Source organism: Chelativorans salis (genome assembly GCF_025336525.1).
Lineage (GTDB): Bacteria > Pseudomonadota > Alphaproteobacteria > Rhizobiales > Rhizobiaceae > Chelativorans > Chelativorans salis.
This window is the reverse complement of record NZ_JAOCZP010000005.1, coordinates 1-23,798: the sequence shown is the minus strand read 5'-3', so window position 1 is coordinate 23,798 and position 23,798 is coordinate 1. Positions and strand designations below refer to the sequence as shown.

General features: G+C 61.2%; 25 protein-coding genes and 2 pseudogenes. 14 read left to right on the top strand and 13 right to left on the bottom strand.

Features of this window, described 5'->3' with window-relative positions; translation table 11 throughout:
• The first annotated feature begins 54 nt into the window (after nucleotides 1–54).
• Entirely contained in the window at nucleotides 55–936 is an 882-nt protein-coding gene (locus N5A92_RS16540; protein WP_260904756.1) for an alpha/beta fold hydrolase, read from the top strand.
• 24 nt (nucleotides 937–960) lie between these two features.
• Here the strand turns inward: N5A92_RS16540 and N5A92_RS16535 are convergent, their stop codons facing one another.
• From N5A92_RS16535 to N5A92_RS16525, 3 genes are all read right to left on the bottom strand, one after another.
• Nucleotides 961–1,869: a methylenetetrahydrofolate reductase gene (locus tag N5A92_RS16535; protein WP_260904754.1), complete on the bottom strand. Its 909-nt coding sequence runs from the start codon at nucleotides 1,867–1,869 to the stop codon at nucleotides 961–963.
• On the bottom strand, nucleotides 1,866–2,711 hold the full coding sequence (gene purU, locus N5A92_RS16530) for a formyltetrahydrofolate deformylase (RefSeq protein ID WP_260904753.1): 846 nt from the start codon (nucleotides 2,709–2,711) through the stop codon (nucleotides 1,866–1,868). The genes N5A92_RS16535 and purU overlap by 4 nt, the downstream gene beginning before the upstream one ends.
• 171 nt (nucleotides 2,712–2,882) lie before the next feature.
• Nucleotides 2,883–4,091 carry a LysR family transcriptional regulator gene (locus tag N5A92_RS16525; RefSeq protein WP_260904752.1) on the bottom strand — a complete coding sequence of 403 codons (1,209 nt, stop codon included), beginning with the start codon at nucleotides 4,089–4,091 and terminating at the stop codon, nucleotides 2,883–2,885.
• A gap of 114 nt (nucleotides 4,092–4,205) precedes the next feature.
• On the opposite strand from N5A92_RS16525, the gene N5A92_RS16520 reads away from it, so the two are divergent.
• The 5 genes and pseudogenes from N5A92_RS16520 to N5A92_RS27490 all read left to right on the top strand — a co-directional run bounded on the left by N5A92_RS16520 (nucleotide 4,206) and on the right by N5A92_RS27490 (nucleotide 7,316).
• The gene (locus tag N5A92_RS16520) at nucleotides 4,206–5,579 is read left to right on the top strand and encodes an aminomethyl transferase family protein (protein WP_260904751.1); all 1,374 of its coding nucleotides are present in this window, start codon (nucleotides 4,206–4,208) and stop codon (nucleotides 5,577–5,579) included.
• Between the two features lie 479 nt (nucleotides 5,580–6,058).
• Nucleotides 6,059–6,226, top strand: a complete 168-nt coding sequence (locus N5A92_RS16510; RefSeq protein WP_260904750.1) for a hypothetical protein — start codon at nucleotides 6,059–6,061, stop codon at nucleotides 6,224–6,226.
• Nucleotides 6,227–6,378: 152 nt separating this feature from the next.
• Nucleotides 6,379–6,447: pseudogene (locus N5A92_RS27495) on the top strand (autoinducer binding domain-containing protein); the annotation flags it as partial.
• Between the two features lie 91 nt (nucleotides 6,448–6,538).
• A complete protein-coding gene (locus N5A92_RS16505) occupies nucleotides 6,539–6,808 on the top strand; it encodes a hypothetical protein (RefSeq protein WP_260904749.1) in 270 nt (89 codons plus the stop codon).
• A gap of 61 nt (nucleotides 6,809–6,869) precedes the next feature.
• Nucleotides 6,870–7,316: a LysR substrate-binding domain-containing protein gene (locus N5A92_RS27490; protein WP_425248599.1), complete on the top strand. Its 447-nt coding sequence runs from the start codon at nucleotides 6,870–6,872 to the stop codon at nucleotides 7,314–7,316.
• 117 nt (nucleotides 7,317–7,433) lie between these two features.
• Here N5A92_RS27490 and N5A92_RS16500 read toward each other — a convergent pair whose 3' ends face one another.
• Nucleotides 7,434–8,030: a TetR/AcrR family transcriptional regulator gene (locus N5A92_RS16500; RefSeq protein WP_260904748.1), complete on the bottom strand. Its 597-nt coding sequence runs from the start codon at nucleotides 8,028–8,030 to the stop codon at nucleotides 7,434–7,436.
• A gap of 167 nt (nucleotides 8,031–8,197) precedes the next feature.
• Here N5A92_RS16500 and N5A92_RS16495 point away from each other — a divergent pair, with 167 nt between their 5' ends.
• On the top strand, nucleotides 8,198–8,728 hold the full coding sequence (locus N5A92_RS16495) for a hypothetical protein (RefSeq protein ID WP_260904746.1): 531 nt from the start codon (nucleotides 8,198–8,200) through the stop codon (nucleotides 8,726–8,728).
• Complete coding sequence (locus N5A92_RS16490; RefSeq protein ID WP_260904745.1) at nucleotides 8,718–9,386, top strand: class I SAM-dependent methyltransferase; 669 nt, start codon at nucleotides 8,718–8,720, stop codon at nucleotides 9,384–9,386. Before N5A92_RS16495 ends, N5A92_RS16490 begins: the two co-directional genes overlap by 11 nt.
• Nucleotides 9,387–9,423: 37 nt before the next feature.
• Here the strand turns inward: N5A92_RS16490 and N5A92_RS16485 are convergent, their stop codons facing one another.
• Nucleotides 9,424–9,591, bottom strand: a complete 168-nt coding sequence (locus N5A92_RS16485; RefSeq protein WP_260904744.1) for a hypothetical protein — start codon at nucleotides 9,589–9,591, stop codon at nucleotides 9,424–9,426.
• Nucleotides 9,592–9,735: 144 nt separating this feature from the next.
• Nucleotides 9,736–10,650, bottom strand: a complete 915-nt coding sequence (locus tag N5A92_RS16480) for a LysR family transcriptional regulator (protein WP_260904742.1) — start codon at nucleotides 10,648–10,650, stop codon at nucleotides 9,736–9,738.
• Between the two features lie 96 nt (nucleotides 10,651–10,746).
• On the opposite strand from N5A92_RS16480, the gene N5A92_RS16475 reads away from it, so the two are divergent.
• The 6 genes and pseudogenes from N5A92_RS16475 to N5A92_RS16450 all read left to right on the top strand — a co-directional run bounded on the left by N5A92_RS16475 (nucleotide 10,747) and on the right by N5A92_RS16450 (nucleotide 18,463).
• Nucleotides 10,747–11,709, top strand: a complete 963-nt coding sequence (locus N5A92_RS16475) for a TAXI family TRAP transporter solute-binding subunit (protein ID WP_260904741.1) — start codon at nucleotides 10,747–10,749, stop codon at nucleotides 11,707–11,709.
• Between the two features lie 263 nt (nucleotides 11,710–11,972).
• Nucleotides 11,973–13,568 carry a TRAP transporter permease gene (locus tag N5A92_RS16470; protein WP_260905267.1) on the top strand — a complete coding sequence of 532 codons (1,596 nt, stop codon included), beginning with the start codon at nucleotides 11,973–11,975 and terminating at the stop codon, nucleotides 13,566–13,568.
• Nucleotides 13,565–14,911 carry an acyclic terpene utilization AtuA family protein gene (locus tag N5A92_RS16465; protein ID WP_260904740.1) on the top strand — a complete coding sequence of 449 codons (1,347 nt, stop codon included), beginning with the start codon at nucleotides 13,565–13,567 and terminating at the stop codon, nucleotides 14,909–14,911. Before N5A92_RS16470 ends, N5A92_RS16465 begins: the two co-directional genes overlap by 4 nt.
• Nucleotides 14,912–14,968: 57 nt before the next feature.
• On the top strand, nucleotides 14,969–15,298 hold the full coding sequence (locus tag N5A92_RS16460) for an AtuA-related protein (RefSeq protein ID WP_260904739.1): 330 nt from the start codon (nucleotides 14,969–14,971) through the stop codon (nucleotides 15,296–15,298).
• Nucleotides 15,299–15,344: 46 nt separating this feature from the next.
• Nucleotides 15,345–17,363 (top strand): annotated as a pseudogene (locus tag N5A92_RS16455) (3-hydroxybutyrate oligomer hydrolase family protein).
• A gap of 518 nt (nucleotides 17,364–17,881) precedes the next feature.
• Nucleotides 17,882–18,463, top strand: a complete 582-nt coding sequence (locus tag N5A92_RS16450) for a dihydrofolate reductase family protein (RefSeq protein ID WP_260904738.1) — start codon at nucleotides 17,882–17,884, stop codon at nucleotides 18,461–18,463.
• A 227-nt stretch (nucleotides 18,464–18,690) separates the two neighbouring features.
• Here N5A92_RS16450 and N5A92_RS27485 read toward each other — a convergent pair whose 3' ends face one another.
• The 7 genes from N5A92_RS27485 to N5A92_RS16415 all read right to left on the bottom strand — a co-directional run bounded on the left by N5A92_RS27485 (nucleotide 18,691) and on the right by N5A92_RS16415 (nucleotide 23,443).
• On the bottom strand, nucleotides 18,691–18,858 hold the full coding sequence (locus N5A92_RS27485) for a DUF1127 domain-containing protein (RefSeq protein ID WP_425248598.1): 168 nt from the start codon (nucleotides 18,856–18,858) through the stop codon (nucleotides 18,691–18,693).
• Between the two features lie 240 nt (nucleotides 18,859–19,098).
• Nucleotides 19,099–19,395 carry a nucleotidyltransferase family protein gene (locus tag N5A92_RS16440; protein ID WP_260904736.1) on the bottom strand — a complete coding sequence of 99 codons (297 nt, stop codon included), beginning with the start codon at nucleotides 19,393–19,395 and terminating at the stop codon, nucleotides 19,099–19,101.
• Between the two features lie 214 nt (nucleotides 19,396–19,609).
• Nucleotides 19,610–20,221 carry a class I SAM-dependent DNA methyltransferase gene (locus N5A92_RS16435; RefSeq protein WP_260904734.1) on the bottom strand — a complete coding sequence of 204 codons (612 nt, stop codon included), beginning with the start codon at nucleotides 20,219–20,221 and terminating at the stop codon, nucleotides 19,610–19,612.
• A 141-nt stretch (nucleotides 20,222–20,362) separates the two neighbouring features.
• Nucleotides 20,363–20,884 carry a GNAT family N-acetyltransferase gene (locus tag N5A92_RS16430; RefSeq protein ID WP_260904733.1) on the bottom strand — a complete coding sequence of 174 codons (522 nt, stop codon included), beginning with the start codon at nucleotides 20,882–20,884 and terminating at the stop codon, nucleotides 20,363–20,365.
• Nucleotides 20,885–20,934: 50 nt separating this feature from the next.
• On the bottom strand, nucleotides 20,935–21,483 hold the full coding sequence (locus N5A92_RS16425) for a chloramphenicol phosphotransferase CPT family protein (RefSeq protein WP_260904731.1): 549 nt from the start codon (nucleotides 21,481–21,483) through the stop codon (nucleotides 20,935–20,937).
• 238 nt (nucleotides 21,484–21,721) lie between these two features.
• Nucleotides 21,722–22,498, bottom strand: coding sequence for a TIGR01458 family HAD-type hydrolase (locus tag N5A92_RS16420; RefSeq protein WP_260904730.1), 777 nt, complete (start codon nucleotides 22,496–22,498; stop codon nucleotides 21,722–21,724).
• Nucleotides 22,499–23,071: 573 nt separating this feature from the next.
• Nucleotides 23,072–23,443 (bottom strand): GNAT family N-acetyltransferase, encoded by a 372-nt coding sequence (locus N5A92_RS16415; RefSeq protein WP_260904729.1) that lies wholly within the window; start codon nucleotides 23,441–23,443, stop codon nucleotides 23,072–23,074.
• Nucleotides 23,444–23,798: the final 355 nt, after the last annotated feature.

The window sequence follows — 23,798 nt, the reverse complement described above, 5'->3', positions numbered from 1 at the left end:
AAAGCAGGTCTCCTGTGGAGAAAGGCGCATCACAGTTCGAGGGAGGAGAGCCACATGTCTATCAATCACAAGTCCTACGCCAAAGGCCGCACAGGTAACGGAGCTTCATTGAACGCGGTCCCAAAACCGTCGCGGCGCTCGGTGTTGACGGGGGCCTCGACGATTGCGGCGGTCGCCCTGACGTCCGGCTTGGCGACGCCTGCCGTCGCCCAGACAAGCCGGAAGACGTTCGTTCTGGTGCATGGTGCCTGGCATGGGGGCTGGTGTTGGAAACATGTCCGCGACATCCTCGAGGCAAAGGGACACCGCGTGTATACGCCGACAATGACGGGCCTCGCGGAGTATTCGCATATGCTCAGTGCGGACGTCGACATGAATACGCACATCCAGGACATCACCAACCTGTTCTGGTGGGAGGACCTCAACGACGTCGCCCTCGTTGCCCATTCCTATGCCGGTTGGGTCTGTTCGGGCGCCCTTGAAAAAGTCGAAAAGCAGGTATCCTCGCTGGTCATGGTAGACGCATTTCTTCCGGTGGATGGGACAAGCGCCTACGACACCAACACACCCGAGCAACGGGCGAAACTTGATGAATTGCGTGCAGCGGGCACTATAGCGAGGCCGCCGATCCCCGCGGAAGCCTTCGGGGTAAAAACGCAAGCGAATATCGATTGGGTCAACGCAAAGATGACCCCTCAGCCGATGAATGCCGTTTTCACAAAGGCCCATCTTACCGGCGCACGCGAGCGGATAGCCAAGAAGTTGTTTGTACGAGCCCTTGGTTTCCCGCAGCCTGCATTCGCCAGGAATTACGAAGAGACCAAGGCCGATCCGACCTGGGAAACCTACGGGGTCCCGGAGGATCAGTCTGGACACGACATCATGGTTGATGCGCCTGAGTTGCTTTCTGATCTGATCGAGCAGGCTGCCGCCTGAACGTGATCAAGGAGGGCGGTGGCGTCACGCACCGCCCTCACGCTTGTCAGCCCACGTACCCCGCTCGAACAGCCATGCGGCCGCGGCCTTTATCCCGCCGAACGGAAAGACATGAATCTGGGCGATCCTCGAGGCGGGATTGGCGTGCGCATACGCCTCTATGGGATCCACTACCTCGTCGGGCGAGAATCCCCCCATGAGCGTGGCAATCGAGCCGCCGCGCTTTTTGAGGAAGGACACGGAGCTGCCCACGCCGCACATCGCAGCATACTTGACCATTGTCGTCAGTTTGGCCGGACCGGCGACCCCGATGTGGACGGGCAAATCGATGCCATGCGCCGACAGGCCACCCGCCCATTCGGCGAACTTACGGCCATCGAAGCCAAACTGGGTCACGATACGCATCCGCGCGCCGGTGCGCTCGCCAAAATCCTGCTTCAGTTTGAGTACTTCAATCGCCACCGATTCAGAAAAATCCGGGCTGCCCTCCGGGTGGCCCGCAACGGCGATATCGCGAATGCCGTATTTGTCGAACACTCCCGTTTCGAGCACGTCCATCGCCCCTGAAAACGTCCCTACGGGCTTTTCGAGCCCGCCCGCTATGACCAGAACATCCCGCACACCACCCTCTTGAGATATGGCCCGGATGCGATCGTCCATGGCCCTGAGATCACGGACACGGCGGACGGCGATATGCGGGATAGGCACATAGCCTAAGTCGCGCAACCGTTTCGCTGCCATGACCTGCGTGAAACGTATATCCAGCCCCATGTCGGTGATAGAGACGCGAGTGCCTTTGGGGAACAGGCTCGGCAAGTCGGCGGACTCAATGGCCTGCCGTGGCGAAACCTCGATTGAAGCGGGAAGCCTGGCAGATCCCGCGCCCCGGTCGACAGTCGGTGCGGCAGCCTTGGACAGAGAGAATAATGTCATGAGAACACCACCGTCTTGCGCCCGTTGATCAGGACGCGATCTTCTAGGTGCAGCGCCACGGCGCGGGCGAGAACGCGACGTTCGATGTCCCTTCCTTTTCGGACGAGATCTTCGGGCGTATCGGCGTGGGTGACGTGTTCGACGTCCTGCGCGATGATCGGCCCCTCGTCGAGGTCTGCCGTGACGTAATGTGCCGTTGCGCCGATGGTCTTCACGCCGCGTTCGTGCGCCTGGTGATAGGGCTTCGCACCCTTGAAACCGGGCAGGAACGAATGGTGGATGTTGATGCAGCGGCCGGAAAGATAGGCCGAAAACTCATCGGAGAGAATTTGCATGTACCGGGCCAGAACGATCAGTTCGGCCCCGGTTTCCTCGATCAGGGCCTTGATCTGACTCTCCTGCTCCAACTTTGTTTCTCTGGTGATTGCGAGGTGATGATATGGAACCCCCATATGCATGGTGACATGGAGCGCGGAACTGGGATGGTTCGAGACGATACCAACGCATTCCATGTTCAACTCGCCAATGCGCATCCGGTAAAGCAGATCACCCATACAGTGGTCGAATTTGGATACGAGGATCAGGACCTTGCGCTTGCGGCTAGCTGGCCGCATTGCCCAGTCCAGGCCGAACTTGAACACCTCGTGCGAGAAACCGGCCTGGAAGGCGTCAATGTCCTGGTCCATCGTAAAGGCGACGCGCATGAAGAAGTTGCCGGTTTCCCGGTCGTCGAATTGCTGTGCCTCGTAGATATCCCCGCCATTCTCGGCAAGGCGGCCAGCCACGGCGGCGACGATGCCCGCCCGGTTCCGGCACCTCAAGGTCAGGATGTACTGAGACATGGCTCCCTTCCTTCCGCGGAAAACCGTGAAACGCCCGTCCTCCCGCCCGGATCGGTACGAGGCGCAAGAGGTTGACGCCGGCGCGGGTATTTCTGGATCGGTTGAGCATCCCGTATCATGGTGGATAGGGGCGTCGCTTATGCTTAATGTGAAAATCCCGCATTAAAATGATTATATCAACGGAGTTGAACCGCCCTGAGAACAGAGATTACGCAGAAGGCCCGTAAATATTTCCAGGATCTCGCTTGAACCTTCCGTTCGTTTCACCGTGAGTCCGATCGGGGTTTCGGAGTCGGGCAGATCGATATTGACCTTCTTGAGACTTGGCGGAAGGCTCGCGATATGCTGGTCGCTGTAGCTCAGGAGCCCGATCGAGTTGCTGTTGATGATGACTTGCTCCGCGTTGCTGAACGACAGGATTTCACACGTCTGGGCGGGAGGGACTGCGCCCACGGACTCAAACAGCCTCCCGAAGTATGATCGCACCGGTGTGCCGTGGGGCGCCACGATCCACCTTTCCTTTTGCAGGTCGGAAATTGTCACCCCGCGTGCATGGCAGGGGTGGGCTTGCCGCGCAACGAGCGTGAAACGCTCGTTGTAAAGGAAGATTTCCTCCAGTTCGGGGAAAGGGGTGGGAGAACGCAGTATCCCGATCATGCAATCGATCTCGCCCCTGCGAAGGGCCTCAGTCAGCATGTTGTAGCTTCCCGGCACCGCGATCAGGCGCAGATGCGGGTAGCGGTTCGTAAGGTAGCCAAAGGCCCGCGCCACCAGATCCTGCCCGGAGAATGGCAGCATGCCGACCGCCAGCCTTCCAACCAGGCCGCGCCTGGGTTCCAAATCGATGTTGTCCAGGGACAACTCCTGCAACAATTCGTCCCGAAGTGCGGCGAGTCTCCGCGCCTGCGGGCTCGCTTCCAGCCCATTGCGCCGTCGCTCGAACAAAGACTGCCGGCAATATTCCGAAATGGCCGAGAGCGACCGGCTGATGGCCGGTTGAGCCATTCCCAGGTGGACTGAGGCTGCCGATGCGCTCCCGAAACGTATCACCGCCGAAACCGCGTCGAGATGATGCCAACGCAGGAAGGGGGTCAGATTTGGCCTCGTATTGCCAATGGCTACGATGTCCGCTTCCGCCCTCGCAATATGCTTGAGAGCCGCAGAACATCGCTGCAGGATCGTGTCGCCCCAAACGGTCGGCTCGGTACCGCTCCAGCCCCTTTGAAAGAGCGTTGCGCCAAGCAGGTTCTCGGCCGATGCAACCGTCCGCGAGACCACGGGCTGACTCATGTTGAGGATGCGTGAGGCTTCATCGAACCCTCGCGCTATTGCTACCGCCTCGATCACTCTGGCTTGCTTGAGGCTAAGTCGGCTCTGCATGTCCATGTTCTTAATATAATCAAAATAGCTTAGATTATTCAATAACTACATAAGCGCTGACGCCAGCCTGATGTTAAGGGAGGAGGAACATGACCAACAGGGAGGAAGGGCGAGATGGCCGACAAGAACCTGCAAGAAAAAATCGATCGGATTGGCAATCCATCACATATGTTGCAGAATTCGCCGGTGGGGCCGTACGTGTTTCCCATTGCGCCACAATATACAAACTGGATGGAAGAAGTGCGCGCATGGCGTCATGGCGCGGTACTGCTTAATCAATCCTACCACATGACCGATTTGTACGTGCGGGGGCCGGATGCCATCAAGTTCATGTCCTATGTCGGCGTCAACAGCTTCGCCAATCTCGGCCGCGATAAAGCCAAGCAATTGGTCTGCGTCAACTACGACGGTTACGTCATCGGCGACGGCATCATATTCGGTCTCGAGGATGATGAAATCCTCTATGTAGGACGTCCGCCTCTCGCGAACTGGATGAAGTTTCAGGCCGAGATCGGCGACTTTGACGTCGAGACCGAACTGGACATCCGGTCAGTCGAAAACCCGGACAAGCCCCGCAGGCTCTACCGCTACGAAGTGCAGGGGCCGCTTGCGCTCGATATCCTTAACGAGGTCAACGAGGGCGGTCCGCTGACCACCAAGTTCTTCAACATGGGAGAAATCACCCTAGCGGGCTGCAAGGCGCGGACGCTGAGTCACGGCATGGGTGGCGCGAAAGGTCTCGAACTGTGGGGGCCTTACGAAGACCGAACAAAGGTTTATGACCGCCTGCTCGAAGTCGGAGAAAAGTACGGCATGCTTCGCGCGGGCGCGCGGGCCTATTCGTGTGCGGCCATGGAATCGGGATGGATTCCGTCTCCATTGCCAGCCATCTATTCGGGCGAAAAGATGCGTCCGTACCGCGAATGGTTGCCGGCAAATGGCTTTGAAGCCACCTGCTCAGTCGGAGGAAGCTTCCAGCCCGACAGTGTCGAGGACTTTTACCTTACGCCATGGGATCTCGACTACGGGCGGGTGGTGAAGTTCGACCACGACTTCATCGGGCGCGAGGCGCTCGAGAAGATGGAAGGCGAAGCGCATCGCACCAAGGTGACGCTTGTTTGGGACAAGGCAGATGTCCTCAAGATTTTTGCCGGCATGATGGAGGAGTTTCCCGGTCCCAAGCTGATGGAACTGCCTGCCGGCCACTATGCGGCGCATCCCTATGATCAGGTCTTGTTGAACAATGAACTGGTGGGTCTGTCGACCTACCCGGTGTATTCGGCCAACGAGCGGGCGTGGATATCCCTCGCCATGGTGCGCGGCGCTCTGGCCGAACGGGGAACGAGGCTTTCCATCCTCTGGGGTGAGGCTGATGGCGGCACGAAGAAGCCGCATGTCGAGAGGCACCGTCAGATGGAGGTGGGGGCCGAGGTATACCCGTGGCCTATTCATGAGGCTGCGCGAGTCGAATATCGGGCGCAGCGCTGAGAGGCGGGCCGGTTTACCGCATCGGTTTCGCGCAGGTCGTGAGGAGGATGGCGGCATAGTGATTGCGTCAGGAAGTCCTAGAGGGGGGCTTCCGATGTCGGCGAACTGGTCGAAGTACCGCTTGCGCCCTGGCTGCTGCCGAAGAGCCATGGCCACTAAGCTAACTGCTCTGCAGGCAACCGATGCCAAGAAGGTAATCACGATGCGCACAGCTTCATTTCCAGTCGCCTCCCAAGGCAATGCGGCTGCAGTCGAGGTTATCTCGGCAGCAGCCGCATTGCCTTGGGAGTTAGCTATCGCGATGTGCGCGACATCAGTTCTGGGGCCGGACGACCGCGTGTCGCATTTGTCGGCTCGGGACGGCGCGTGAGAAGCTTGGTGTGATCACCCTTCTCGTGACTCGACCAGCAAGCTTTGCGGAGAAGCGGATCGCCAGAAAGTCACGCTCGTAAGATCAACAGATTGTCTACGAATTGGAAATGGCGGCAAGTAATGCAGCGTGTTTTCGAGATTTTCATGGAACGTTTGTCGGAAAGCATGACGATGTGGATCTCGAGAACGCCATGGCTGCTACTGCCAGCGCGCTTGATCTTCCTATGTTTGCCTACCTGTCGCTGCCGACCAAGCCTGCAAGCGACCGCGACTGATCTCGAACTATCCCTTGGACTGGACATCATACTATCTCCTTCGCCGGTATGACGAAATTGATCCGGTGATCCTGCGGACGTAGTGTGAAAAATGCCCATTTCGATGGAAGCGGGAATGCTGCAGAGGCAACACCACGAGGGCTCAGCAAAGACTGTTCGACGAGGCGGCTGAATTCGGGATTGCCAGCGGGCTGACGATCCCGATCCATGATCGGCGCGGAGGCTTCGCCGCGCTGACATTTGCGGCCGATGAGCGCGCCCCGGCATTTCTCAGCGTCGCCACAAGATATGAGCAGGCGCTGCAACAGGACGATGACCGAGGATACCAGCCCCATTTCCACCGAGATCACGCCCGAAGGCGAGCAGGTTCTTGTTCCGGGCATCGCGCCGATCACCTTGCGCGACCGGCTTGTCGCCCGGATGACCGAGCCGATGACCCCGAAACGCAATCCCGATGCCGCGCAGGAGCCCTGCGACATCGGCCTGTTCGATCAGACCGCGCGCGATCAAACCGACCTGATCGATCTTCTCCGTGCCGCCGAACGTGGCGCACCAACCCCTGAACAGAAACAGGAGGACTGACCCATAGAACTCACACACATTCCGCGTGACCAGTTGAAGGTCTCCGCATTCAACATGCGCCATGCCCGCAAAGCCCCGGACGTCTCCGACATCCTGCCGTCCGTCCGGGCGCGCGGTGTCCAGCAGCCATTGCTCGTTCGACCCAACGGTCTTGTTCGGCCCAGCATCAGGGGCCGCCCATAAGGTCTGGATCGGATATGACGATGCCCATGCCCATCTGCCACAGGCCAAGTGGGTTCAGTCGATCAAGGGAGCGCGCCAAGGCTTCTTGCGGGTCGCCGATGCCGGGACAGCCCTGGAGGCGGTTGCCTGCGGGCTGGGCGTGAGCTTCCTTCCGAGGCTGGCGGCCGCGGGCGACGCGCGGTTACGCGAAATCATCGATGACTTGCCGATATCAGCACGAGCCCGATCAGTCTGGCTTCTCTCGCATGTGGATCAGAGGATGCGAGCCTCGGTGTCCGTGACGAAAGATTGGCTAATGACATTGCCGTGGGACGACGTCGGCTGAGGGTGGAGGGCCGCCCTTCAAGTGTGGCTCCCGGAACGACTTGGTTGCGCAGCATTCCGGGCGTAGACGCCGCAACTCTTGGCCCGCAGGCCGTGGGGTGGCCAACCGGGCGCACATTCAGCCTTGGCCAGATGCCGTGCAGTTCGACCGGTCGATGCCGTTCAGTACGAGATGGCGGAACATCAGGTTAACCTGAGACGGTGTCAGCCTGGGCCTCTGCTCGAGCCACCATGTCAGCGTAGTGAGAAATGCGCCGACAACGAACTGGATGCGGACCTCCTTGGGAACAGCCTCGTCATCCTCGACGTCCGACAATTCCTTCTTTACGATCTCTGAAAGAACTCGGCGTATCTCGGCGACCGCGATTACTCCGCCGCGCGCGCCGACGAGGGCCCTATAAATCTGCTTGTATTGGTCGGCGTGTTCGAACATGGCGAGGCTGAATCCCAGGAGTTCATCGCGGGCGCCTTCGCCCTTTGCCGCGGCAGCGTGCTGCGCCTCCGCCAGGTCGGCACGCAACGTCTGGAAGCCGCTGCGCAGCAGGTCCTCCTTTCCGGTATAGTGGGAGTAGAAGGTGGAGCGGCCGACATCGGCCTCGTCAATGATGTCCTGGACCGTCGTGGCCTCGTAGCCCTTGCTCAGGATCAGCGCCATCAACGCATTGTGCAACGCCTTTTGTGTGCGCGCCGCACGGCGATCCATCTTCCCTGCCATTGATAGGCTCCACCGTTGCCGGACAGACAAGGCCGAGCATCCGATAGCGGACAATCCACCCCATTCGTCTGTTGAGTTTATCGAACAGAATATTCAGCATCATACAATATGTCCATGTTTCGCTGCGACTGTTTGCAGCGCGAGGCCATTGATCCCCGGAGGCAACCATGACGCTCCCTCAACCCTGGCGAAAGCTCCTTTTGACCGTGCATGTTGCCGCAAGCGTCGGCGTGCTTGGCGCGGATCTGGCGCTGCTTACGCTGGGCATTGCCAGTGTCGGCGGCGCTGACGCGATGACTGTCTACCCAGCCGCAAGACTGATCGCAGCGAGGTTGGTCGCGCCGCTCGCTCTCGCCGCCCTTGTCACCGGATTGGCGCTCGGGCTTTTGACGCAATGGGGTCTGTTCACATACTGGTGGGTGACCATCAAGCTTGCGATCGTCGTGGTCCTGACCGGCGCAGTGCTGTTCGTTCTTGTGCCGGCGCTGGGCACGACGGCCGAGGCGGTGACCGCGACAACAACTGAACTCAGCCCGGCCGAGCGCCTGCCGCTCCTGATCGCCCCAGCGGCGGCGAGCGCGTTGTTGGTGGTGGCAATCCTCCTCGCGGTCTTCAAGCCCGGCTGGCGGTTGCGCTCATCTAAAGGCCAAAAAAGGCCCCATTCGGCGGCTCAGTCCGGAGCAGGTCATGACGGATAAGTCGTTCGGGAGGGATCGGCCCGCCATGAATGCCGAGGCGGGCCGTCCGGGAGCGAACCGCGGCATAAACTTTCCCCGCCTTTACGATCTGTTGATCCTGCTCATGACGCGGGGGCGCGATCCGGCATATCGCGCGGACCTCCTCGACCTAGCGGAGGTCGTCCCGGGACAGCATGTGCTGGACGTCGGCTGCGGCACAGGCACCCAGGCGATTGCGACCTACCCTCACGTGCAACCCGGCGGGTCGGTGACGGGCGTGGACATCTCTGCGAAAATGCTTGCCGTTGCCCGCCGCAAGGCTCGCCGTGCCGCCCTTGACATTGCCTTTCACCACGCGGACGCAGCCTGTTTGCCGTTCGACGACGAGCAGTTCGATACCGTCACGATCACCACGGTAATACACATGGTGCCGCCGAGCCGGCGCCGGCTGTGTCTCAGTGAAGCATGGCGGGTGCTCAGGCGCAGCGGCCGGCTGCTGCTGATCGACTACGCCGGCGATCCCGGCGAACGCAAGGGCCTCGTATCCAAGCACGGCCCACATGGGCGCTTCGACCTTTACGACTTGCGCGGGCCGCTCTCCGAAGTAGGTTTTGAGGAGATCACCGGCGGGCCCATTAAATGGCTCGAACTTCACTTTCTTCGCGGAACCAAGATGTGACCGGGCGTGGTGAAGCGAGACGCCTGGAAAGTGGAGCTTACATGATCGCCAGCAGCTTTACGTCCTCGGTCTTGGTGTAGAGACCGCGGGCTTTCGCGGCAGAGGCAGGCGTGGCCGAGTGGGCATCTCGTGCCGGTTCGCCCGCGCCGCCGCTGGCGGAGTGTTTAACAACGCTCGTCTTGCGCGAAACCATGATGAGCGTCATTGACAGATACCCCGGATTTCTCCGGAATCCTTGCAAGAAGCTTTCGACAAAGCCCGAACCGGCCTCTCTCTTAGAAGCCGCTACATTTGGCCTGATATCTACATGAGATTCTGGTTGATATCGAAGTGACCGCCAAGCTGCCGTTCAACCCGCGCGCTCGGCGATGCCGGACTTGCGCACATGCTCCAGGAACGCACGCGCCGGTGGAGATAGCGAACGCCCCGATCGCCGAACCAGCCCGATGCGGCGGCGGGCGCCGAAATCCGGAATCGGCCGCTGGACCAGCGCCTCGGTCCGCAACACCGGCAGGGTGAGTGTCGGCAGTGCCGTGATGCCCAGCCCTTCGGCCACCAGCGCGCCCGCTGTGGCGAGATGCGCCACCTCGAAGCGCGGCGCAAGCCTATGGCCGATGCGCAGACAGGCGCCGTCAATCAGTTCGCGCACACTGGTACCCTGAGCCATGGCGATGAAGGGCATCCCGACCAGTTCCACCCAGCGATAGGGGCGATCTTCTGACAGCGGTCCGCCTGGCGCGCCGATGGCGACGAAAGCGTCATCCATCAGCGGCTGAAACGCGAGGCGGCTGCGCGCCGACACCGTGCCCGCGGTGAAACCTATGTCGGCAGCCCCTGTCTCGACCGCCTCGAGCACGCTGCCCGAAAGGGCATCGACAATACGCAGGTCGATGTCCGGATATTCGACCGTGAAGCTGCGCAACAGCCCAGGCAAAAGGCCCGCAGTGACCGATGGCAGCCCCGCGATCGTCAGCCGTCCGTTGCGCGCCGAAAGATGCGCGTCGAACTCAACCATCACATCCTCGGCCGTATTCACCATGCGCTCGGCCACACGGCCGAACGCACGGCCGGAAGCGGTCGGCACCACGTTGCGCGTGTCACGGTCGAAAAGCCGCGTGCCGAGTCGTGCCTCAAGCGCCGAGATCTGCCGTGAAACGGCAGAGGGCGAAAGCCCGAGTTCGTCCGAAGCCATCCGGAATGAGCCTCTGCGCAACAGCACGAGAACCGTGTGGAAATCGCTAAGTGTGGGATTATTGCGGTCCATTCATGAATAATGCATCAATTCGCACTTCTAGCAACAAACGTCTTGAGCCATGCTGTTGCCGTGATCCCGGCTTCGGGACCTCAAGGGAGGACATCAATGAAACACGCGTTTTGCGCCCTTCTGGGGGGCACCATGCTTGCCACGCCCGCTCTGGCGCAGGACACAGATCTTCTGATCGGCTCGACCTCCGCCTCGTCCAGCCACTACGGCTATTTCGTCGCCGTCGGCCAGCTCATCAACGAAAATGCCGAGGGTCTCAGCGCCTCGGTGGTCGAAACAGGGGCCACGATGGACAACATCCGCCGCATGGCTCGCGGACAGGTTGATCTCGGCCTTGTGACCACCAACACGGTCCAGCACGCGGTCACCGGCACCAACGCCTTCGACGGCAATCCGCAGGATTTGCACCTGCTCTGGGTTTACACGAACGCGCCGCAGAACGTGGTGGTGCGGAAGGATGCAGGTGTCGACAGTCTTGAAGGGCTGAAAGGCGTGCGCTTCAATCCGGGCATCAAGGGCTCCAGCACAGAGGCTACGACGGAGGCGGTCTTCGAGACACTTGGCCTGACGGCCGATTTCGTGCGCGGCTCCACCACCGACATCGTGGGGGCGATCAAGGACAACCGTGTCGCAGGCTATGTGAAATCCGGCGCGGGGCAGAAGCTCGACGGGTCCACGATGGATATCGCAACATCGGTCGATATCACTGTGCTCGGGCTGACGGACGAGCAGGCCCGGACCCTGCGCGACGAGATGCCCGACATCTCGGTCGTGGATATCCCCGAGGGCGCAGCCGAGGGCATTCCGACTTATTCAACATGGAGCTTCGGTGTCGGCGTCGCCGCACCTGCCTCGATGGACGAGGAAACCGCCTACAAGATCGTCAGCGCCATCATGGCCGATGAGAGCGCGCAGGCCAACGCCATGGCCAGCCTCAAGGGAGCTGATCTCGCGCAGATGACGCTCGACTACGGGACCATACCGCTGCACCCGGGCGCTGCGCGCTGGTTCCAGGAAGAGGGGCTGGAAATTCCCGCCAAGCTGCAGCCCGGCGGCTGACATGCCCCTGGAGCGCATTCAAAGTGCGCTGGCGATCCTCGTCGGGGCTTTTGTTTTCTATACCGCGGCAACAGGCCCCTTCGAGGGGTTGATCCAGCGTGCGATTTTTCTCGCACTGGTGACCGCATTGGGGTTCGCGCTCTATCCGCTGGGCGCCGGGAAGCCCTGGCGTCCGATCGGACTTGCCATCGACCTTGCGCTCTACGCGGTGACGCTGGCGGCCTGCGGCTACGTGGTTTGGAACTACGACGAAATCATGACCTCTGCCCTGGGCCACGACGCTCGACAAGGTCCTGACCGCAGGGCTGGTGCTGGCGGTGCTCGAACTCGGGCGTCGCACCGTCGGCGTAATCTTTCCGGCGCTGGTCGTGCTGGGGCTGGCCTATGCGCTCTTCGGCAACCACCTGCCCGGCGCGTTGGGGCATCGCGGCTTTGACAGTGCCTTCGTGACTGAAACGATCTTTCTGGGCGATCTCGGCATCTGGGGCATGCTGACAGGCGTTGCCGCCACTGTGATTGCGGCCTTCGTGCTGTTCGGTGCGCTGCTTTTGCATTCAGGCGGCGGCCAGGCTTTCATGGACCTCGCCATGCGGCTTGGCGGACGCCAACCCGGCGGCGCGGCAAAGATTGCGACCATCGCCAGTGGGCTGTTCGGGATGATCTCGGGCTCGGCCGTGGCCAACGTGGCCACCACCGGCAATTTCACCATCCCGATGATGGTTCGCCTCGGCTATCCGCGCCCTTTCGCGGCCGCGGTCGAAGCCGTGGCATCGACCGGCGGACAGATCGCGCCGCCGATCATGGGGGCCGCCGCCTTCGTCATGGCCGAAATCCTCGGCGTGCCCTACCTGACCATTATTACCGGCGCCGTGCTGCCTGCGATCCTCTTCTACGTCTCAGTCTTCGTCACCGTGCATTTCGTCGCTCTGCGCAGGAACCTTGCCATCGTGCCAGAGGACGAGTTGCCCGCCTGGAGGACCATCGCCGCGCCCCGACGGGTGCTGCCGATCCTCGCCGCGCTGGGCGGCCTGGGCATCGGCATCTGGCTGGGCCGCTCGATCGCCACTTCGGCCTTCTACGGTATCGTCGGGCTCCTCATCGCCTTCGTCGTCACGCAAGCTGGGAAGCAGCGGCCGCGCGACATGATGAAACGCGTCGTTGTCGGGCTCGCGGATGCGGGCAAGGGCATGGTCATCATCGGCGTGCTGCTTGCGGGCGCACAGGTTCTTGTCTCCATGATCAACCTGACCGGCATCGGGGTCACCCTGTCCTCGCTGATCGTGACACTTGCGGGCGACTCGGTCGTGCTGGTGGCGCTGATCGTCGGTGCCGTCTGTCTCATCATGGGGATGGGCCTGCCGACGACCGCCGCTTATGTGCTGGTGGCCGCGGTTCTGGCGCCCGCGATGACCGCCGTCGGGGTCGATCCACTCGCGGCGCATCTGTTCGTCTTCTACTTTGCCACGATCTCGGTCATTACCCCGCCGGTCTGTGTCGCGGTTTTCGTCGGCTCGGGCATCGCTAATACAAACTGGCTCCCGGCCGCGGGTGAGGCGGTGCGGCTGGGCGCCGTGACCTATCTCGTGCCCTTCCTGCTGCTGCTCTATCCGGGGATGACCCTGCGCGGCGGTGGCCTGGACATCATTGAGGCCGCCGCCGCGGGCTTTGCCCTGGTGCTCGCTGTACCGGCGCTTCTGTCCGGCGCGCAGCTTATCGGGCGGCGGCCGCTTGACACAGTCCTTCTGCTCGCGGTCATCGCGCTGGCGATCTGGCCGCATCCCGTCACCCCGTTCATCGCATTGGCGATTTTTCTGGGTGCGCGCGCTATGGGACGCACCCGGCGAAAGGCGCTGGCATGAGCAGCGTGCGGATCGGTGCGGGCGCGGGCTTCCAGGGTGATCGAATCGCCCCCGCCGTCGACCTTGCAGAGCGGGGCGCGCTCGACTTCCTGGTCTTCGAATGCCTCGCTGAGCGAACCGTCGCGCTGGCCCAACAGGCGCGGTTGGCCGACCCAGCGGCCGGCTATGACCCCTTGCTGGACCGGCGGATGCGGGCAGTACTGCCGGCCTGCGCAAGAAACGGCACGCGCATCATCACCAATATGGGGGCCGCCAATCCCCGCGCCGCGGCCGAGCGCACCTGCGCCATCGCGCGTGAATTGGGGCTGTCGCTGAGGGTGGCGGCAGTCACTGGAGACGATGTGCTCGACCGTATCCAGGACTACGTCCTGGACGAGACCGGCGCGCGCGCCAGCGCGCTCGGCGAGCTGCTGGTGTCGGCCAACGCCTATATCGGAGTCCCAGGCATCGTCGAGGCATTGGACGCCGGCGCGGACGTGGTGATCTGCGGGCGTGCCTCGGACCCCGCGCTGTTCCTCGCCCCTCTTGTGCACTGCTTCGGCTGGGCCATGAACGACTGGGTGCGGCTGGGGCGGGGCACGCTGGTCGGCCATCTCCTGGAATGCTCCGCGCAGGTTACGGGAGGCTATTTCGCCGACCCCGGCGTCAAGGATGTGCCCGACCTTGCCCATATCGGCTTTCCGCTTGCGGAGGTCTCTGAGGACGGCAACGCCATAATCACCAAGCTGCCAGGCACGGGAGGTATGGTCTCCCGCGCCACCTGCACTGAGCAATTGCTCTACGAAATCCACGATCCCGCCCGCTACCTGCAACCCGATGTCATCGCCGATTTCTCGGGCGTTTCGCTTGAGGAGGTCGGCCCCGACCGGGTTGCCGTCTCCGGCGCCTCGGGCATCGCCGCGACAGGGCAGCTCAAGGTTTCGGTCGGGTATCGCGACGGCTGGCGCGGCGAGGGACAGATTTCTTACGCCGGCGCCAATTGCGTGGCGCGGGGGCGGCTCGGGCTCGCACTGCTGCGCGAGCGTCTTGCCGATTGCGCTGCGGCGATCAGCGAGGATCGCGCCGACTTGATCGGTCTGGATTCGATCCTGCCGGAACGTCGCGCGGGAACTTGGGAACCGCCCGAGGTCCGCCTGCGCTATGCCGCGCGCTGCGCGGACGAGGCAACGGCTCAACGCGTGGGCGAGGAAATCGAGAGCCTTTACCTTTGCGGTCCGGCCGGCGGCGGCGGGGTGACTCGCTCTTTGCGCGAAATCCTGGCTATCGCTTCGACCCTGATGCCCGCCGCGGAGGTGGCGGTGCGTGCTGAGGTTCTGGAGGAGGCCACTGCATATCTGCGCTGAATTTACACGGGCCGGTTCCTACGGCCCGCTATTCACGGTCAAGGCGAGGATTGTCCCATGAAGCTGTACGAAATTGCCCATGCCCGTACCGGCGACAAGGGCGACATCTCGAATATCTCGGTTATCGCCTATCGTCCCGAGGATTGGCCGCTGATCGAGCGTGAGGTGACGGCGGAGCGCGTTGCCGCACATGTCGGGCATGTGGATGCGTGCGAGGTCACACGCTACGCGCTGCCTCAACTGCAGGCGTTGAACTTCGTCCTGAGAGGCAACCTTCGGGGTGGCGTCACGCGATCGCTCGCGCTCGACGGGCACGGCAAGTGCATCGGCTCGGTCGTCTTGGAGATGGAGATCACCGGTCAGCCCCGCGGAGAGGAACGACGCTGACGGTTGCCACCGGACGCATGCAACCACAGATGGGAGGGAAGGAAGTATGAACCGTAAGACGAAATCTGTGCTGCTGGCAGGGGCCTGTGTGGTCGGGCTGGCGACGTCCACACCAATACTTGCGCAGGAGTCGGGTGGGCCGTCGTGGCTTCGCGTCATGAGCGAGAAGACCTATGACGGCGAGAACAATGATCTCGTCACCGGCGGCTTCGGCGTCAGCGGCATGATCGAGGGACCCGATGTCTCCTTTGCACACCCGCTCTCGCCGACTGCCGAAGAACTGCGCCGGGCATCCATCGTCACTGACGGCTCGGCGGGCTTCGGCAAGATCTATGGCCCGAATGTAGACGCCACGACGGGCGAGATCCTCCCGGGCGACGGCAAGGTCGCCGGGACAGAATATCTCGCCTATGCCGACGACGGCAGCGGCCAGCAGAACGTGGCCTTCCTGCTGCAGGTACCAGAGAGCTTCGACCTTGAGAGCCCCTGCATTCTCGCGGTGCCGGTGGGCGGATCGGCCAGCCTGTTTCGCAACGTCGGAAACATCGGTTACTGGGGGCTGCAGAAGAACTGCGCCGTCGTCTACACCGACAAGGGGCTCGGCAATGGCTTCCACGATCTTGTCACGAACACGGTGATATCAATCGACGGGACCAGAACCGGTGCCGAGGAGGCGGGCCGGGACTCGCATTTCACTGCTGATCTCGACGATGCGGCCCGGCAGGCGTTCCTGGAGGACTTCCCGCACCGGATCGCCTTCAAGCACGCGCATTCGAAGCAGAACCCCGACGCCACCTGGGGTAGGGATGTGGTGCGCTCGATCGAATTTGCACTGTACCAGCTGAACAACTCGTTGCCTGACGCCAACCTTACGTCCGACAACGCGCTAGTCATTGTCTCAGGCAACTCCAATGGCGGTGGCGCTGCGCTCTAGGCGGGCGAGGAGGATGAGGCGGGGCTGATCGACGGCATTGTGGCAGCACAGCCGCAGGTGCAGCTCGAACCCGACGATCGCGTGACAGTCGCGAGGGGTAAGACGGTTCGCGAGAGGACGGGCCGGCCGCTCCTGGACTACTTCACCTACGCGATCCTTTATCAGCCCTGTGCCGCTGCGGCGACGCCGGACGCGCCTTGGGCGGACCGCGTGACCTTCGCCGCGAACCGCTGCGAGGGCCTGATCGAGCGCGGGCTGGTCGAGGCCAGGACCGTTGAGGACGCGGCGCAGGAATCACTGGCGAAGCTCCGCGCTTACGGCTGGGAGCCGGAATCGGACATGCTCCACGCGTCGCACTACGTGATTGCGCCCACCGCCACCGCCGTTAAATACGCAAGCTCTCAGGGGCGCTTCGGGGTCGAAGACCGGCTCTGTGGATACAGCATCGCCTCGGTGGATGAGGACGGCCATCCGCAGGCCGTGCCGTCCGAAGAGCTCGCGCAAATCTTTGCCGTCGCGCCCGGTGGGGCGCCAACTGGTTCGATCGACGTGATCAACGATCAGGACCCGCGTGGGCCGACGCGCGACTTCGTCTCGCGGTCGCCCACCACCGGGCGGCAGGATTTCAACCTCGACGGAGCGCTTTGCCTGCGCGAACTCGTCACGGGCGATTCCGAGAATGCGCGGCGCGTGCAGAAGGGTATCGACGAGGTCGCCGGTGACGCCAACCTGCACGGAACGCCGACCATCATCGTCCATGGCCGTGCTGACGCGCGCGTGCCGATCGGTTTCACGTCGCGTCCCTATCTCGGCCTGAACTCGCTCAACGATGGGAAAGGCAATCTGCGCTTGTACGAGTTGACCAATGTCGAGCATTTCGGTGCAAGGCTCCCCGGTTACGCCGAGCACTTCGTCCCCATCGATCCGTATCACATCGCCGCTCTCGAACTCATGCACGTACATCTGACGGAAGGTGCGACCTTGCCGCCCAGCCAAGTGGTCCGGCCGGCGGTGGCAGCCGATGGTGCTGGCGAGGCGGGCACCGATCTCGTCCTACCGGAGATTGCTGCATCGCCCGAAGCTGCGGATCTCATCGGCGTGACTGAGGGGCGGGTGACGGTGCCAAACTGAATAACGCCCCTTCCACGTGGGAGCCAGGTGTTCAGAGCCCTTTCCGATCCCATCCGCCGGCGGGTGCCACAGCCCCTGCGTAAGGGGCCGATGAGCGCGAGCGAGAAAAGGGTCGAACCCTCGCGTTCCTCTGAGGTCGCGAGAGGGCACTTTGCAGGCCTTGGATTCGAGACTTGCAGCGCAACCAGCTTGGCCTATTAGGATCGCCGGGGCCGGCATCCTCTGCGATACGCTTGAAAGGGGTGGCTGGTCTCGGCCGCCGTCCGAGCAGTCTTCAGGCGCAGGTGTTCCACAGCCTTTGTTGTAAAGGCGCGGGCGAAGTTCCGTGCTCATGGCGACGCTCTCGGCACGGCGCTCGACGGTCGGCAGCGCGGCGAAATGCGCCCGCATCCACTCGATCAGCTCGATGAAGCATTCGCTGATTTCTAGGTCTACCTGTCGGATCGCCTTCGTTAGGATCGTTCTACGGATAGCTGGCGATCTGAGATGACTGACTATTCCGGCGGAGGGACAACCTGATGCGCAAGATCCTCGTGTCCATGTGGACAACACTTGACGGTTTGGTGGCGGGCCCAAACGACGAAATGAACTGGGTGCGCGGCGACGATGAGATGATGGCGTACGAGCAATCATTCGTCGAAGCCGCCGATACGCTGATGCTCGGTCGCAAAACCTTCGGAGATTTTGCAGGCCATTTTCCCGGTGTAGCGAAGGATACCGAACCCAAAACCGGAACAGATGAGATGCAGCGAGGCTACGCGCGCAGGGTCGACGTGATGAAGAAGATCGTGGTCTCGGCTTCCGGCAACGTTGCGGAGTGGCGCAATTCGCAGGTTCTTTCGAAGCTCGACGGAGAGGAGATCGGACGACTGAAAAATGCGCGCGGAGGCGACATCGTCATGTACGGCAGCTTGAGTGTCATCGACGCGTTGCGCAAACTTGGCCTCATAGATGAATACCAGCTCTTGGTGCACCCGATCGTCCTGGGGAACGGGCGGCCACTGTTCGACAGGACAAGACCGGTAAATCTGGAGCTTCAGTCGGTCAAGCCGTTCAAGTCCGGCGTCACCCTTATGAGATTTCGGCCCGGCGAGGCTTGAGATCATCGCAATCCGCTACGCGTCCTTGCGCTCCGACGCGTGGACGGCCGGAAGGGGTGGAAAGTTCGCGTTGCTGCCCTTGATCTGAACGCGCAGGAAGCGCCACTTGCTGCCCTTCATGGCGCTTCTCCAAACCTGTCGTTCGCGCTTCGACCCCGGCAAGTGCAAATACCTTCGAAGACGAGCGGCCGGGCAGGAAAGCGATCGCCAACACCGTCAGTGAATAGTCACGAGCGTCCCGAACGCGGACCCAGCGGTTGCCAAAACGGCCTTGCCGCCTGGCGGGTGACATCCGCGCGTGTGAGGCCGATGTCGGAGACAACGTGATCGTAGAGTTCGGAAAGATGCCGCCGGTCCTGTACACGTTGCCGCCACCGGCGAGGCCTTGAGATCATCGACCGCGTGCAGGCATCGCCGCGGCAGCGGTCTGCTGGCGCTGCGCGTGCTGGCTCAGCTAGACGCTGAACAGTACGATTACGACTCCTGCAGATTGCGAGAACGATAGGTTCTGGCCGAGCAGAATCCATCCGAGCATGATCGCTGAACTGGACTGAGAAAGCCGAGCGGGGAGACGATCGACGGGCCAAGTCTTGCAACGCCACGGAACCAACGCAGATAGGTGAGTGCCGCGCCGATCAAGCCGAGATAGGCAAAGCCCGCCAGGCTTTTCGCGGTGAGTTCGGGCAGGGGCGGTTCTTAGGATTGAATGCCAAGATGCCGTTCCACGCCGCCTGCACTCCGTTCGGCGCGTAGAGCCCGCCTGAACGGACATCGATTCCCACGCAGATACCGGAAATGAAGAAATGATCGATGTCGTCCATCGCGGACGGCAGGCGCGGATAGCTGCCGCCAAACGGCTTTTCGTACCACAGATGGAAGCTTGATGCCTGACTTCGACTGTCAAATTCAGGAGTACAGTGTGGCGGCGCCATGGCAATGTCGCACTAGCTCCTTAGGTATTTGATGAGAGCGGCGACTCCCAAAGCTAGGGCCAGAATCACCAGGATCCAGATCAGGACCATGCCGCCCATCATCCAGCCCCCGCCCATCGTGTCCATCATCATTGCTCTCCTTCATAGTGCTTCCAGTTGATGATCGTGCGCCAGCTGCCGCGTGCAGCGTGATCCATGCTGCTGAAGGTGCGGGCTAGATGCCGGTCGGACGGCGGCAGGCTTTGCTGCCGCCACAGGTCGGATCGTTCTCAATATGTCGGACTACTTCGAAGCCGTTTGCCCGCAACAGGTCGCAATACTCCGCGCTGTCTAGGCTCCCATGGTATAGGGGCTGTCCTTCAAAGGTGCCTATCGCTTCGCCATGCGTTGTGCCGCTGGTGAAAAGCAAAGTGGCACCAGGAAGACTGAGACGGCTGAAGGTCGCGAACATCGGGCGCTGATCTTGGGGCGTCAGGTGAAAGAAACTGTGCCATGCGACAAGGCCGTGGAAACGCCCCAGAAGGGGGAGATCGCGCATGTCAGCCGTGATCCAGAGATGATCGGGAAAGCTCTCTCTCGCCATGTCGATCAATGCGGGGGCGCCATCAACTCCGCAGATGTGGCATCCCTTCGCAATCAGATAGCCTGCAATCGGCCTGCCCGTGCCACAGCCGATGTCCAGAACTTCTCGTCCGTCCTGCGGCATGGCGCAGAGAAAGGCATCCAGCCAGGACCGTTCGACAAGGTCACTTCCACGCGACTCGACCCACGAGGCGGCGTGTTCTTGATAGAGGTCAATGACGGTGTCGGTGGCAGTTGAGGACATAGGATTTCCTTTTCACCACCAGCTCATGACCAGATTTTCCCGTGGCGGGCAATGGCCGCCTTGTCCGCGCGTGAGACCTACAGGAACGGGTGGAATCGACCCTTTTCTGCCGCGAAGGATATGTCCGTTGAAGGACTGCAGCTAGCCCTCATTGAGGACATACGGATTAGGATGCCTAAATACCAAATCGCCTGGATCTTCACGCGGAGCTTCTGCATCCAGCTCAGCACCCAGCCGTTCTGCGAGCTTGCAGGACCGGATGTTGTCAGCGTCGACGTAGCTGACGAGGGTCTTGAGACCACATACCTTGAAGGCCCAGTCCCGCAAAGCAGCGGCAGCTTCAAAGGCATAGCCTTTTCCCTCAGCATGGGGATAAACGAACCAACCCAATTCATGCTCAAAAAAGAGTGGTCCGTGATTGATACCGACCTGCCCGAGGCACACGCCACTATTGCGGTCTTCCATCATCAACGCACCGTGTCTCATGAGCGCCCATTGGGCAACATCGTGACAAAACACACCCCAAGCGGCTCGCGTTGAATATGGACCTCCCATGTAAACAGAGCGTTGGGAACCCATCATCTCGGCATACTGGGGCCAGTCTTCGATCTTCATGGGGCGGAGGAACAGCCGCTCGGTCTCAATCGTAGGTATATCAGTCATTTGATTTTTCTTTTGAACAGCCACAAGGACATCGGAGTCACGGAAATAATTCAATCAGCTGACAAAGGACTGAAATCAGACGAGCGCCGACAGCTCCTCCATGCCTTCAGCAGAATCTCGACATTGACTTCCGGGCCATCCTCCGAATTTTGCTCAAGATCGTAGTGCCTGCCGACGTGAATTTTCTCGAGGTCTTGCTTTGCGCTGCCTTGCGGTCGATCTCCGCGTGCAGCCTCGCGGCTCATCAGAAGCGGAGGCGAGCAATGCACGGCGACGAAAAAGACATCGTGCGGCGCGAGCAGGTTCCGTAGCGACTCGATCCATCCTTCGGTGTCAAGAATATGCTCCAGAATGAGGTTGTTGCCGGCATTCGCATAGGCGGCCAGCGACGCATGGAGGCCGTTAAAAAAGGCTGCTCTTGCATCGGCCCATTTGAAGTCTCCATTACGAAATCGATCGAGGGGCAAGACCCCAGAATCGCGAAGATGGTCGATCGAGATATGCCAAAACGGTTTCTCGATACGCGCCTGCAGCGTGCGTGCAATAGTCGACTTGCCGCTGCTCGAAGCACCATGAAGGAAGATGATTTGCGCCGCCATTCGGTGTGGCCCGCCCAATACCAAAGATGATCGCAACATAAGGTAGGACCTGCCAGTCCGAAAGGCGGCTTAGTCCCGTCAAGCAGCTGTTCGATGCCTTCGCGTCGAACTTCGACCTTCCACCTGAGTGGGCCTACGGCTCCGGTACCAGCCGTCAGATTTGGTGACCCGTAGCGTCTCACATAAAGTGAGCACGGGCGATGACGAGCGGTCAGGCGGAGGAGGACACAATCGCTACTCAGCCTCCATCTTTCCGCTTCAGAATCCACTTCGCAGCCGCGGGGAGATCGTCGACCAAGGCAGTTGGCTTTGGGACAAAGCGCGCCTCGTCGCCGACGCGGTACTTTCCAGTCCGGACGAGCAGTGCGCAGCTTAGCCCTGCGCGCAGGGATCCAGCGATATCGTTCTCGGCGTCGTCGCCGACCATGACGGCCTCTTCGGGCCTGCAGTTCATACTCGTGAGCGCCATCCCAAAGAATTCCGCCGAAGGCTTCCCAAGCACGATTGCGTGACGCTGACTGGCAAACTCCAGCGCGGCCACGAAGGGCCCGGCATCAAGGCTGGGCTTGCCGTCAGCATCCTTGAACATTCGATTGTTGGCGAGCGCCAGGAACTCGGCACCCTCACTCAGTTTTCGGAAAGCGGCATTCAGCTTGGAATAGTCGAGCGCCTCCCCCACATCGCCCACCACCACCGCATGCCTGCGTCCTTCGGGCAAGCCGAGGAGATCCGGCTCGAGCTTGGGATGGACCAGGAGATGGGGTGAGCAGCTGTGCTTCAGCAGCCATTCCCGGGCGGCTATCGCCGGCGTGAAGAGCTCGTCTTCTGTAACCGCTACTCCGAGCCTGTCGAGCCGAACAAGAATCGCCTTTTTCGTCGAACGCGTAGTGTTGCTCACGAACCGCAGCGGCACGCCTGCCCCACGCAGACGCCCGATCGCCTCCGCCGCACCGGCAATCGGCTTTTCGCCATCGTAGACGACTCCAGCAAGATCAAGAAGCACACCTTTGATCATACCCACAGCATGGCCGGGTGCAGCCCGCGGGTCAATTTCCGCACTTCGACCCTTTCAGTGTCGAGTTCGAAGGTCGTTCTTCGTTGTGACGCCACTTCCATGCCTCTTGAGGACGCCGGCGATCGGGAGTGTGGTTACGAGCGCCGTAGGGAAGCTAGCGCAATGTCTCCATTCTTTGCCAGTCACTGGAACGAATATCGCGCTTGGCAGACGAGCGCAGGGGCCAAAGGAAGGCCGGCTCTAGGCAGCGGGCCGAAGTTCCGCTTTCGATGGCGCTGCCTGCTCGTTCCGATCGCCGATAGCGATTTGAGCTTTCCACCCAGTTACGGCAAAGTTCGGCCCTCTGCAGTCGCCCACGTCAAGCACGTCGAACGGCTCGCTTGAGAGCCCGAAGCGGTCCTTAAAGGATGACGCCTAATCGGGCATCTGAACCAGATACTTCTCTGTCAGATAACTCCCTCAAAGGGCCGGCGCCTGCCAACTTCCCGATCGAAGTCGAAGCGACCATTCATCCCATCTATCGGGCGACCGCATGGGATCGTGAGCGGAATCAGAGCACGTGAAGAAAGGAGCTTACCGTAGGCAAATCAAGCCCGCATCGGTCGGCCGAAACTGACACGCACCAAAATAGAAATCGCGCAAATGGGGTTCGAAATCCACGTGGAGCCAATCGCAGCTCGAAGCCTTCGCGTGCCGCACCGCTTCTTCAACGAGTGAGGTGGCATAACCCTCGTGTCTCAAAGCCGGCTTGATCATCGTATCGAGCAAGAAGGCATGTCTGCCACCGTCCCATGCCACGTTGACGAAGCCGACAAGACTTCCCGATGCACGCGTGCAGACCCAGCCTAGGCTGAAATTGCTCACCCGCCTCAACCAGTCGTCAGCAGACAACGAATGCTCGAAACACTCCGAGTGGAGTGTATTGAGCTCCTTGTTCGTGAACATGCCACGCCATTCAAAGCGCGGACCGTCATCTCTTGGAATTGTTCTTGCCATGCTGTCTTATGTCGAGCGGAGATAATTTGGTCAACGTCCGTCTGCCTTGGATTGGAGTAGGTCTCGTCCCTATGTCGGCAATGTCCGCAACCAAGTCGTTCCGGGAGCCCCCCTTGAAGGGCGGCCCTCCACCCTTCTAGGCCCTTCCCCGTCTCGGGCGCCAGTCTCACTAGAGCGGTTCACTGGTTGTCTGAATCGTTTTGGGATTCCCGTGGCTGTTGTTTTGTGATTCAAGATGCTGGCTGGAGAGGAGGCCAGCATCTGATGACAGCACCTCTTTCCAATGATCTTCGCGAACGTGTTG